At 30.9% G+C, this 12879-nt stretch carries 11 protein-coding genes; 4 read left to right on the forward strand and 7 right to left on the reverse strand.

Annotated features, from left to right (window positions below; genetic code table 11):
- Nucleotides 1-60: 60 nt before the first annotated feature.
- Complete coding sequence (locus N456_RS22265; protein ID WP_062062378.1) at nt 61-1323, reverse strand: NAD(P)/FAD-dependent oxidoreductase; 1263 nt, start codon at nt 1321-1323, stop codon at nt 61-63.
- A gap of 438 nt (nt 1324-1761) precedes the next feature.
- On the opposite strand from N456_RS22265, the gene N456_RS22270 reads away from it, so the two are divergent.
- The 3 genes from N456_RS22270 (at nt 1762) to rpe (ending at nt 3985) form a co-directional block, all read left to right on the forward strand.
- Nucleotides 1762-2625 (forward strand): sigma-70 family RNA polymerase sigma factor, encoded by an 864-nt coding sequence (locus N456_RS22270; protein WP_024772554.1) that lies wholly within the window; start codon nt 1762-1764, stop codon nt 2623-2625.
- 242 nt (nt 2626-2867) lie between these two features.
- Nucleotides 2868-3275 carry a BLUF domain-containing protein gene (locus tag N456_RS22275; RefSeq protein WP_062062381.1) on the forward strand — a complete coding sequence of 136 codons (408 nt, stop codon included), beginning with the start codon at nt 2868-2870 and terminating at the stop codon, nt 3273-3275.
- 50 nt (nt 3276-3325) lie between these two features.
- Nucleotides 3326-3985: a ribulose-phosphate 3-epimerase gene (gene rpe, locus N456_RS22280; protein WP_062062384.1), complete on the forward strand. Its 660-nt coding sequence runs from the start codon at nt 3326-3328 to the stop codon at nt 3983-3985.
- A gap of 246 nt (nt 3986-4231) precedes the next feature.
- Here the strand turns inward: rpe and N456_RS22285 are convergent, their stop codons facing one another.
- The 3 genes from N456_RS22285 to N456_RS22300 form a co-directional block, all read right to left on the reverse strand.
- Nucleotides 4232-4933 (reverse strand): Bax inhibitor-1/YccA family protein, encoded by a 702-nt coding sequence (locus N456_RS22285; protein WP_062062387.1) that lies wholly within the window; start codon nt 4931-4933, stop codon nt 4232-4234.
- A gap of 71 nt (nt 4934-5004) precedes the next feature.
- Nucleotides 5005-5844 (reverse strand): zinc-dependent peptidase, encoded by an 840-nt coding sequence (locus N456_RS22290; protein ID WP_062062390.1) that lies wholly within the window; start codon nt 5842-5844, stop codon nt 5005-5007.
- A 787-nt stretch (nt 5845-6631) separates the two neighbouring features.
- On the reverse strand, nt 6632-7576 hold the full coding sequence (locus tag N456_RS22300) for a tryptophan 2,3-dioxygenase family protein (RefSeq protein ID WP_062062396.1): 945 nt from the start codon (nt 7574-7576) through the stop codon (nt 6632-6634).
- 578 nt (nt 7577-8154) lie between these two features.
- On the opposite strand from N456_RS22300, the gene N456_RS22305 reads away from it, so the two are divergent.
- The gene (locus N456_RS22305; RefSeq protein ID WP_062062399.1) at nt 8155-8712 is read left to right on the forward strand and encodes a DUF4494 domain-containing protein; all 558 of its coding nucleotides are present in this window, start codon (nt 8155-8157) and stop codon (nt 8710-8712) included.
- 111 nt (nt 8713-8823) lie between these two features.
- Here N456_RS22305 and N456_RS22310 read toward each other — a convergent pair whose 3' ends face one another.
- From N456_RS22310 to rpsO, 3 genes are all read right to left on the reverse strand, one after another.
- On the reverse strand, nt 8824-10026 hold the full coding sequence (locus tag N456_RS22310; RefSeq protein ID WP_062054977.1) for an IS256 family transposase: 1203 nt from the start codon (nt 10024-10026) through the stop codon (nt 8824-8826).
- Nucleotides 10027-10147: 121 nt separating this feature from the next.
- Nucleotides 10148-12349, reverse strand: a complete 2202-nt coding sequence (locus N456_RS22315) for a polyribonucleotide nucleotidyltransferase (RefSeq protein ID WP_062062402.1) — start codon at nt 12347-12349, stop codon at nt 10148-10150.
- Nucleotides 12350-12585: 236 nt separating this feature from the next.
- On the reverse strand, nt 12586-12855 hold the full coding sequence (gene rpsO, locus N456_RS22320; RefSeq protein ID WP_062062537.1) for a 30S ribosomal protein S15: 270 nt from the start codon (nt 12853-12855) through the stop codon (nt 12586-12588).
- Nucleotides 12856-12879: the final 24 nt, after the last annotated feature.

The raw sequence follows: 12879 nt of genomic DNA on the forward strand, positions 1-12879 counted from the left end.
ACTATTGCCTCGAACTCTTAGATTAGATATACCTTATCCTGTATATACAAGTGTATAATCTTAGACATCTTTCCCTTTCATCATTTTGTTCCAATAAATATAAGGGAGTCCATATTTTTTAAGTAACCATAGTCTCCAATGCTCTTTAGAGCTATTGAAAACTAACATCTTCTTAAGCATAGGATCGGGAGTAAAATTACCTTTATAGTCAAATTCTGCTAAGGTCATTTTTCCATACCCTGTAACTATAGGGCAAGAAGAATAACCATTGTATGATTTTGTCCCTAATTTATTGTGTGATAGTAAGAGTGTAATATTATTTACAACAATGGGTACTTGTTTTCTAATTGCAGCTCCAGTCTTTGCTGTTGGTAACGCAGCTACATCACCTAAACCAAATATGTTTTTAAACTTAGTATGTTGTAATGACTGATGATCCACATCTAGCCACCCCGTATCGTTGACTAAAACAGAATCTCTTACAAAATTTGGAGCTGTTTGAGGGGGTGCTATATGGAGCATATCAAAAGGGATTTCTATGATTGAATTACCTGTTGATCTCTCATTTAGTGTACTCCCCTCCATTATGATGCATTTATTTTCATTTGGATGTGTGTTTTTAAAATAGATAACCTTATTATCGATGTCAATTTTGAATGGAGCATAAAAAGGTTTAAAATGTATCCCATATTTATAAATAACCTTCATCAATGTTTCTTTGATAGGTTTAACACTAAAAATAGTACTTCCAGGAGTAGCAAAAATCACATTAGATTTATCAGAGAGGTTATTTTTTTTAAAATAATCTGCGGCTAAATATGCTATTTTCTGCGGAGCGCCACCACATTTTATGGGGGTAGTAGGCTGTGTAAATACAGCATTACCTCCTTTAAAATTCTTAATGCTACTCCAAGTATGCTTAGGATTGATGTAATTACTGCATGCAATTCCTGTTTCTAATGCTTCAGGTAATCCCTCAATAAGTTCTGGCGCCATAACTAAACCAGGAGCGACTACTAGGTAATTATAAGAAATTACTCCTGTTTTTTTTGTATAAATACTATTGTTTTTTGGATTAAAACTGGTTACATAATCCTTTATCCATTTAGCTCCTTTTGGAATTATACGAATCATAGGACGACCAGTTTTTTTTAGATTATAAGTTCCAGCCCCAACTAATGTCCAAGCTGGTTGATAGTAGTGTATTTCTTTTGGTTCGATAATACCGATATCTAAACTCTTATTTTTTAATAAAAGCTGAGCTGCAGTCATTATTCCTGCTGTTCCTCCTCCAATAATCAAAATTTGATGATGTATAGCCATTTGTTTATAAATTTTATAATCCTATAAAATTAGATGATTAAAATACTGATATATGTAACATAGGTCACATAAAAGAAAAAAGGCATTAGGTTTATCAAATAAACTGATGAGGTATCTCATAATAAGTACTACCATTAAACCTAGGTATAATAGTAGAATGGAGGATAAATCAATTAAAGATGTAGATACATAGAAATTTAGTAACTCGCACAACTTTTTATCAAAATATAGTCTATAAGATGCAGATATTTTAAAATGTCAATACATGTAATATTGAGAAATTAGGTATTCACAAATTCTCTTAAATGTATTAGTTATATAAGCGTAAAAAAAATATTTAAACAAAAAAACAACCTTTTTGTAACATTCTTATAACATATTACGTATAATAGATAAACGCCCTAAATATTCAAAAAATAAATTTCAAGAAAAATATAGATGAGACAACTTAAAATTACGAAGCAGGTAACGAATCGTGAGACTGCATCGCTAGATAAGTATTTGCAAGAGATAGGAAAAGTAGATCTTATTACTGCCGATGAAGAAGTAGAATTAGCTCAGCGAATAAAGGCTGGGGATGAGAGAGCTCTTGAAAAATTAACCAAAGCTAACCTTAGATTCGTAGTGTCCGTTGCAAAACAATATCAGAACCAAGGACTTACACTTCCTGATTTAATTAATGAAGGTAATTTAGGGTTAATTAAAGCAGCTAAACGTTTTGATGAAACCAGAGGTTTTAAATTTATATCATATGCAGTATGGTGGATTCGTCAATCAATTCTACAAGCATTAGCAGAACAATCACGTATTGTACGTTTACCATTAAATAAAATTGGTTCTATAAATAAAATTAATAAAACATATGCTTTCTTAGAGCAATCACATGAGCGCCCACCAAGTGCCGAAGAAATTGCAAAAGAATTGGATATGACAATTAATGATGTAAAAGAGTCTATGAAAAACTCTGGACGTCATGTCAGTATGGATGCTCCATTAGTTGAAGGAGAAGATTCTAACCTTTATGATGTATTAAACTCTGGAGAATCGCCAAACCCTGATAGAACATTATTACATGAATCACTGCGTACTGAAATAGAACGTGCTTTAGAAACACTTACCCCTAGAGAAGCAGATGTTATACGATTATATTTTGGACTTGGAGATCAACACCCTATGACTCTTGAAGAAATAGGAGAAACCTTTGACCTTACACGTGAACGTGTACGTCAAATTAAAGAAAAAGCAATACGAAGATTAAAACATACATCTAGAAGTAAAATATTAAAAACTTATTTAGGATAAATTCCTAAATTGCGTCTACAAACAGTTTTATAACATAACTGTTCGTTTTTTGATTGATGAATGACCTCCAGCTGATTACTGGAGGTTTTTTTGTGGAACTCTATGAAATTTTTTACGGCAACCCGTAAAAAAGAGCTCTATCTCAAATTAATACTTGAAATTTGTCTAAATAGAGCAATAATCTTACAATAAAAGTACCTCTAAATTTGTACCTTTAAGATAGACCCCCTAATTAATTCGTTATGAAATACATAATAAGTTATGTAAGTACCGCAAACCCAAATACGTCAAGGTCTGATATGATAAAACTTATAGATTTTATCAAATACAATAATAAAGAAATAGGTATTGCAGGTATACTAATATATTCTGATGGTAATTTTTTTCAGATTTTGGAAGGAGAAAAAGAAATAGTTAAAATGATGTTTGAAAGAATAAAAAGAGACCCTAGACACTATGATATTATTAAAATGCTAGATAAAGAAATCATAGAATTTAATTTTTTAGATTATGATTCTTCTTTTACAATAATATCGGATCATTATAGTCAAAATAAATTACAACAATTTTTAAAAAAAGAAAAGACCTATAATCCTGAGCACTATAAAAGTATCTCATATCTAACCCAGAAATTTATGAAGCTCAGTTAGTGTATTATTTAAAACTTAAATAGTATTTTTGCCTGAAATAATAAAATTTTATGGCTTCAAAACGTATTGCCCCTTCGGTATTGGCTGCAGATTTCGCTAATTTACAACGCGATGTAGAAATGATTAATAATAGTGAAGCTGATTGGTTTCATATAGATATTATGGACGGTGTTTTTGTTCCTAATATTTCTTTTGGAATGCCTGTTTTAAGAGATATCGTAAAGCATGCTACTAAAACAATTGATGTACATTTAATGATTGTAGATCCAGATAGATATATTAAAACTTTTGCTGATCTAGGCAGTACTATTCTTACAGTACATTATGAAGCTTGTACTCATTTACATAGGACATTGCAAGCTATCAAGGCTGAAGGTATGAAAGCAGGTGTTGCTATAAATCCTCATACCAATGTAAGTGTATTAGAAGATGTTATAAAGGATATTGACCTAGTTTGTATAATGAGTGTTAACCCTGGATTTGGTGGTCAATCCTTTATAGAAAATACATATAATAAAATTAAAAAATTGCGTGAGATTATTGTAAGAAACAATGCAGATACTCTAATCGAAATTGATGGAGGGGTGACAGATAAAAATGCAAAACAATTAATAGAAGCAGGCGCTGATGTGTTAGTTGCAGGAAGTTTTGTTTTTAAAAGTAAAAACCCAACAGAAACTATTAAAGAACTGAAAACCTTAATTTCATAATAAGGGTAATTAGAGTTTAATTAAATAGGCTATTCTTGTTACTAAAGATGTAAACTTAATAAAGCAGTCTTTTTGTATAGAGATATTTCAGGACGAGACAAAACAATATTAAAAAAGCCGAAGTGATCTTCGGCTTTTTTAATATTGTTTCTTTGGTCTATTTAATTTTCAGAGACTTGCCTCAAAATCAAAATATTTTTTCAGAAATAAGATCTCGTGGAGGCTCTGATATTATTGGTTTTACCTTTATTCTCGAGATAAAATACTCAATATGTACCAGAAAAGTAACATCAATGAAGCAAATAACCCTAAAGATGCTCCTACATACTGATCTTCAGAATATTTATGAACCATATTGGATGTTTGGTATAAAATAGATCCTGATGCCAGTATAACCATTCCTACACTAAACCAAAGACCAAGATTAAATCCAAATAAAAATCCTGCAATGATCAACCCAATGGCAATAAAAAAACCAATAGTCAATATCGATTTTAGAAAAGAAAAATCTTTTTTAGTCAATAGGACAATTGCAGATAATCCTGTAAATAGAGCAAGAGTTAAGATTGCTGCTTGATTAAGGATATTAACCCCTCCGCTTTCCGAAATCACCATTGCCATTCCTATAAGTGGAATAAAAATAAAAGCTTCTGCAATTACATATAATAATAATCCTAAATATTGTTGATTGATATTATGATTTTTTAATACCATTCTTTCTGCATAAGTTGTCGCTAACATAAAACCACCTAACATAACCATCCATCTCCACCCTTGAGTCATAGAAAGTGCAAAGTTTACAATAGGTTCTATTTGAAAAAATATCCATTCTACAATTACAAAAAGTAAAACAGCCATAGCAAGGTGAGTATATGTCTTTTTATAAAAAGCAACCCTTCTGTCATCAGTAAGGGAGCTAACAGGTAGTATTTGCTGAAATTCCTCCATAGTCTAGTTAAATATAAATTGTAATTATTTTAGTGCGATAAATATAACTGTTTCTTAAGAATTCTTCTTGATTAAGACTCAAAATATCTAAAATTTAGCATTTGAACCACATAAGAATATAGCTCAGGAAACCTTTTTTTTAGTTCTTTTGGTGACTCCATAAAAACTTCTATTAATACTGCTATAAATTCGAATTTATTAGTATAAGCATAATCCCTTAATATTTTGGTGTCTACAATTTTATTCCGTATTTCAGAAGACCCCAGATATGCCTCTAGTAATAGAAAAGTATCATAAAAAATCTCACAACTAATATTATTATTTTTTATTGAGTTATAATGGATTGCATGTGTAATCTCATGAATGCCCAAATTCTTTCCTTTATCTTGATGTAAATTCCCTTTTTGAAAATCTTTCCAAGATAAAACTAGAGCTTTAGATCTAGGGTTAAATTCTCCTATGTTTTCTGTTTTATTTAAAATTGAATAAAATGACGTAGGATATAAAACTATCGTATTTAAATATTCTAATAAATAATGACGCATCCCAAAAGTAAGTTGCGTAAACATTATTGTAATTTGCATACGCATAAAATCATTAATAACGAGTCCTTCTCTACCTACAAATTGTATTTCTTCTAATACACGAAATACTCTGTGAGCAAAATATCGTTTTCTTTTTTTATTTAAAGTGTTATAAAAATCATTATCATTTAAAAATTTTTGAAGATGTGGAGGTAGTTCCTTAAGTGTAGGGTAAAGATGAATAAAATATGGTTTCTTATTATATTTTACATAAACTGATTCTAGATAACGCAATACATAATATACGCATATTAAAACAATTGCAGCAGTAACAATAACTCCAATTGTATTTTGGAACACTGTATTAGAAGGCTCTCCTTCAAACAATAGTATAACTTTTATGTAAAAATTCAAAAAATGTAATGTAGATTATGGGATATTAAAAATAACGTTTTATAAATTAAAAAGGTATTTTAAAAGCGATATAATATTAATTCTTTGTGTTTAAAGATAATTGCTTAGGTTGATAATCAGTTTTTTGTATCAGGTTTTGTTTTGAGACATCTAGTAAAAAAATAAAATATAATTGAATAAATTCAAAAAATAATATGATATAAATGCATTAAATCTATTTTTATTAGTTACGAAATGGTTTTATAAGAATTTGGGAATGAAATTTGATGCTATAGAAAAACTATAGTCAGTATTATGATAACTATAATTAATTAAGACCAAAATTATGTATTAGATGTTTTCATGTTATAAAATCCCCAAAAAAAACCTAACTCATTTCGATAATTTATATAAAGATGTTATTTCTAAATTACCTATTGAGAATAGAATTAAATATTGTGAATCATTAATTTACAGAATTTCAGAAGATATATCAAATTCTAATAATATCTTGAAAAAAAGAAAATTAAAGAGGCTTCTAAATACAGCTAAAAATGAATTAAAAAAAATGAATGCCTTATAGTTTTATAGGATAATATCAGTAAATATATCTTAAAATAAAACGTGTTATTTGTTTCTTTTTACTCGTAATTAGTAATAAAAAATGAGTATCCTTACGCGTATAAATGAAATAATTTAAATTAGTAAAAGTCATATTTATAAAGTTTACTTCATAAATATGACTTTTTTCAAATCATTAATTTTATTTCTTATAATGACATTATAAGATTTTATGATACCCTCCTAAATTAGTAATTCCCCAGTTATTAAGCTCTTCGGCATTCCATAATTCTGGGAAAAATATACGCTTTTGGTATTTTGGATGCATATATTTATGCCAATCACTACCACCAGTTGCTTCAGCCTTTACTTTTCCATGATCTAGATATTTAGCTGCCGCATCATAATGATGCATTACCCAATTAATATTTACAGTATGATCATAATGACGCATAGCATTGATTAAATCTGTATTTTTTTGATGTTCCTTTGGTAGTTCTTTAAATTTTGACCATAAATTGATTTTATTATACTCTTTCATCCATTCGATTAACTCATTTTTATATTTCTCCTCAAAATTTTCCATCAATTTATTTTTCTTTCCTGTTTTATGATCTATGCCAGCTACTTGCCAGTACATGTTTTCAAAAGCATATTCATAAGCAGTATTTTTATCAATCGTTTTTCTATATCTATAATCGATTAAATTGATTAATTCTGTCGAAGCAATTTCTATTTTTCGATATTGTGCAGACTGAAACCCACTTGCAGGAGTGAGTGTATCTCTAAATTTCATGTACTGCTCAATTTCCATACCCTCACTCATAATATCAAATGAGTTTGAAAGCATATCAAAATATCTACTTATTCGCATAAGATGCATTTCAAACTTTTTTGGAGTTATATTTTCTGTATGAGAGATCTGACTCATTTCCCAAATAACCATTTTGAATAGTAACTCATTAATCTGATGGTACATTATAAAAACCATCTCATCGGGTAATTGTGTGCGCTTTGTCTGTAAACCTAGTAAGGCATCTACTTGTATAAAATCCCAATATTTCATTGGTTCTGAATGTAATAAACCAGACAAGTGTACATCAGGATCTTGTCCCATTGCCTGATATTTTTTATCTATCGCTTCTAATAATTCTGATCTATTCATGCTGTTTGTCAATTATTTTTTATAAAGAGTTTGTTGTTCTAATTCTGCTTAGGTATGTCTAACAAAATTATTTAAACTGATTGCTACACTATTTTATCTTTAGATTGTTATGATACAGATTTTTGATTAATAAATGTATATAGTTTTAAATACTAAGATTTTGTTGTCTGCTGCTTGCATTCAAAAGAACAAAATTAATAGTATGAGAATTTAAATCTAAAAAATGAAGCTAATTAAATTGAGGGTATTATGAAAAAGGAGATTTTATATTAATATACTTTGCTACACTATGCAATAGATAGATAGATTGATGGAGATGAAAATTTGTAGTTTTACTCATTTTATAATGATTATTATAAGTCGGTCTTATTTTTCAAAATGAACATCATATATAGGTAGTATAATGGTATGACCCATCTATTAGGTGCTAACCAAAGATAATAAAACAAATGAATAGTCGATAAACATTTAATAAGTGTTTTATTGTACGATATGATTTTTAAATTGTGAATATCTATTATATCGATTCATAGTTAGGTTTTTTTTAAAAATATATATTTGATGCCTAAAAAAAAGATATGAATATTACTTGGTACGAGTGTAAAGTAAAATATAGAAAATTAAATGATTCTGGAGTACAAAAAGTTACTACAGAACCTTATTTGGTGGATGCTTTATCTTATACAGAAGCCGAAACCAGAATTAACGAAGAGATGTCAGCGTATATTAGTGAGGAGTTTAAAATCACGAATATAAAAGTTGCTAATTTTGCTGAGATACACCCATTTGAGAATTGTGATCGCTGGTTTAAATCAAAAGTTTCTTTAGTTGCTTATGATGAAGAGAGTGGTAAAGAAAGAAAGTCGAATATCTACTTATTGGTACAGGCTAATGATGTAAAGGAAGCATTTGATCATACAACTAGTGTGATGCAAAATACTATGGGTGATTATACAATACCTGCTATTTCAGAATCTCCAATTATGGATGTTTTCCCATATTTTACAGGAGAAGAAGAGCAGTTAGAAAGGTTTAAATCTATAAAATCGAATACTATTAATGAAGAGATAGTAGAAGTAGAAGAGATAGCAAGAGAAGTAGAAATACCTGAAGTTTCAGAAAATGAAGAGGTATGATACTATTCTTATTAGTAGGCTAATAAAAAAGCGCTTTCAACATGTTGAAAGCGCTTTTTTTAGACAGTATCCATAATTTTGTGTAAATAAAATTTCAGCGGGTTTAACTTTTTATAGTTGAACCCGTTTTTCATATATAGTTAAGAACTGATTAAGTATTAATCCCCAATTGGGTATTGGAGCTGTCCACTTTTTAGTACTCTGCATTAATGCTAGATATACTGATTTTTTGAGGGCATCATCTGTTGGGAATGCCATTTTATTTTTAGTGTACTTTCTGATTTTACCATTAAGGTTTTCGATAAGATTGGTGGTGTAAATAATCTTTCTGATCTCTATTGGGAAGTCAAAAAATACAGTGAGTTCCTCCCAGTTTCTTTGCCAGGATTGCACCGCATAAGGATATTTGTCATTCCATTTTTCTGCGAATCGATCTAGTTCTACTTTGGCCATTTCTTTATTTGGAGCATTGTAAATATGCTTCATATCTCCAGTAAATTCTTTTTTGTCTTTCCAGACTACATAACGTGCACTATTGCGTATTTGATGCACTACACAGACCTGAGTATCTGCTGTTGGGAATACGTTTTTGATAGATTGAGTAAAGCCATTAAGATTATCTGTTACAGTCACCAAAATGTCCTCTACCCCACGAGCTTTCATATCAGTAAGTACGCCTTGCCAAAATGCAGCAGACTCATTATGTCCAAGCCACATTCCCATGAGCTCTTTACGACCTTCTCGATTAAGCCCAACGGCTAGATAAATGGTTTTGTTTATTACTTTTCCAGCTTGTCTAACCTTAAAGACAATACCATCCATCCACACCACGCAATACACATTCTCTAAAGGCCTGTTCTGCCAATCTAGAACGTGTTGATTAACCCTATCAGTAATAATTGAAATCGCTGAAGTAGAGAGTTTAAATCCGTAGATTTCTTGCAACTCATCTTCAATATCAGAAACACTCATTCCTTTAGCATAAAGAGAGATCACTATGTTTTCAACTGATAAGGAGTTGCTTTTGTGTTTAGGCACCACAATAGGTTCAAAACTACCTTGACGATCTCTAGGAATCGTAATCTGGCTTTTACCAAATTCAGTCTTGACCTGTTTACTAGTGGTTCCGTTTCGAGCATTACTGGTAAGGTTCTTGGCATTCTTGGGATAACCCAAGTGAGCATCAAGTTCTCCCTGCAACATTGATTCTAAAGCAGTACTGTGAAGCTGTTTTAATAAACTGGTTAACTCGGCTTCGGTCTTTAAACCATCCAGTAAGCCACTTTCTAAAAATTGTTTCTTTAAATCTTCCATAAGAAAACTGTGTTATTAAAATTAAACAAAAAAAATTAGGCGGGTTTTAAAACCCGCCTAATTTTTATTTACACAGTTTATTGGACACTACCTTTTTTTATAGATAAGATAATAAATAAAATTATTCTTCTCTTTTATTTGGTCTTGGTTTTCTGTCTCCTCTAGGTTTATCATCTCTAGATTTTTCTCCTTCTGGTCTAGGAGGTCTAGGTAATAAAGCTTTTCTAGAAACTTTTTCTTTACGTGTTCTGGAGTCAATTCCAAAATATTTAACATCAAAAATATCACCCATGTTAACAACATCACTAACATTTTCTGTACGTTCCCAAGCTAATTCTGAAACATGAAGTAAAACTTCGTTTCCAGGAGCTTCCATATATTCTACTACAGCTCCAAAATCTAGCATTTTGATTACTTTTACTTCATATACGCTACCTACTGCAGGTTTGAAAGTAATAGAGTCAATTTTTGCTAATACTGCATCAATACCTTCTTGACCTGTACCTAGAATTTCTACCAATCCTTCTTCGGTAACAGGATCTTCATTGATAACAATAGTTGTACCTGTAGTTTTTTGTAATTCTTGAATTACTTTACCTCCAGGACCAATTAAAGCTCCGATGTAGTCTCCAGGAATTGTTCTGGTAACCATTTTTGGAGCATGTGCTTTTACATCTGTATTAGGAGTTGTAATAGTATCGGTTAATTTTCCAAGAATATGTAAACGACCATCTGCAGCTTGTTTTAATGCATTTACTAAAATTTCGTAAGAAAGACCTTTTACTTTAATATCCATTTGGCAAGCAGTAATACCATCAGCAGTACCTGTTACTTTAAAATCCATATCTCCTAAATGATCTTCATCACCTAAAATATCAGATAAAACAGCATATTTTCCTGTGTCACCATCAGAAATTAATCCCATAGCGATACCAGAAACCGGTTTTTTTAATTGTACACCTGCATCCATTAGTGCCATAGTACCAGAACATACAGTTGCCATAGAAGAAGAACCATTAGATTCTAATACTTCTGATACAACTCTTACGGTATATGGGCAATCCGCAGGAATCATTCCTTTTAGTGCACGTTGTGCTAAGTTTCCATGTCCTACTTCTCTACGAGAAGTTCCTCGTATCGGTCTAGCTTCTCCAGTAGAAAAAGGAGGGAAATTGTAATGTAAATAGAATGTTTCTTCTCCTTCATACGAAGGCATGTCTATTTGGTTAGCTTCTCTAGAAGTTCCTAAAGTTACGGTTGCTAATGCTTGTGTTTCTCCTCTAGTAAATATTGCTGAGCCATGAGTAGAAGGTAAATAATCAACTTCACACCAAATTGGTCTGATTTCATCAGTCTTACGACCATCCAGACGTAACCCTTCATTTAAAGTAAGGTCACGAATAGCAGTTTTTTCCGCTTTGTAAAAATATTTTGATACTAAATCTCCAAAATCCTCTAATTCTTCTTCAGAAAAAGTAGCTGTTATTTCTTCTTTTATTTCTGAAAAAGCTAATCCTCGTTCTTGTTTAGAAGACCCAGCTTTTGCAACAGCATATACTTTATCATATGCCATATCATGAATTTTCTTAGCTAATTCTTCATCTTCTCTTTCAGGATCATATTCACGAGTCTCCTTTTTTCCAAAGGCTTCCGCTAATTTAAGTTGAGCCGCACATTGAATTTTAATAGCCTCATGAGCGAACTTAATAGCTTCTACCATTTCTTCTTCAGAAATCTCATCCATCTCACCTTCAACCATCATAACAGAATCTGCAGAGGCACCAATCATCATATCGATGTCTGATTCTTCTAATTGTGCTCTTGTTGGATTGATGATAAATTCACCATTGATACGACCTACACGTGCTTCTGAAATAGCGCATTCAAAAGGGAAATCAGATAATTGTATTGCTGCAGATGCTGCCAATCCAGCCATTGCATCAGGCATAACATTTTCATCATGAGACATCAATTGAATCATTACTTGTGTTTCTGCATGGTAGTCTTTTGGGAATAATGGTCGTAATACTCGATCTACAAGACGCATTGTTAAGACTTCACCGTCACTTGGTCTTGCTTCTCTTTTGAAGAAACCACCTGGATAACGACCAGCAGCTGCAAATTTTTCTCTGTAATCTACCGTTAAAGGAAGGAAATCTACATCACTTTGTTTGTAATTTGAAACAACTGTACATAGTAACATACATTTGCCAGATTGTACAACTACAGATCCATGAGCTTGCTTTGCTAATTTTCCGGTTTCGATAGAGATTTCTCTACCATCACCAAGGTCTATGACCTCTTTGTAAACTTTTGGAATCATATTTTTTTTTGATTCTAAACATACCAACTTTTTTAATATATTTTAAAGTAGCTATGTTTTGTTAAACATTGGTTTCCGTCTTACTCGGACGGACAAGGTTGTGTTGTTGTTGTAATTGCGCGACCAATGAAAAACTAAGGCATCATTCGAACTCTAGTGAAGTGCGAATGTTTTTATTTGAAATTTTAAAATTCCATTATAATTAAAAAAAGAGGCATAAAGCCTCTTTTTTTTGATTATTTTCTTAATCCTAATTCTTTTACTATTGCACGATATCTTAAGATATCTTTTTTAATAAGATAATCTAATAAGTCTCTTCGTTTACCTACTAACTTTACTAAAGAACGTTCCGTGTTAAAATCTTTACGATTCTTCTTTAAATGTTCAGTTAGATGAGTAATTCTGTGTGTGAATAATGCAATTTGACCTTCTGCAGAACCACTGTCATTCTTTCCTTTACCGTGTTTTGCAAAAATTTCTTCTTTAATCTCTTTTGTTAGATACATTCCAATATTATTTAAATGATTTTT

This window comes from Aquimarina longa SW024 (assembly GCF_001401755.1).
In the GTDB taxonomy this organism is placed as follows: domain Bacteria; phylum Bacteroidota; class Bacteroidia; order Flavobacteriales; family Flavobacteriaceae; genus Aquimarina; species Aquimarina longa.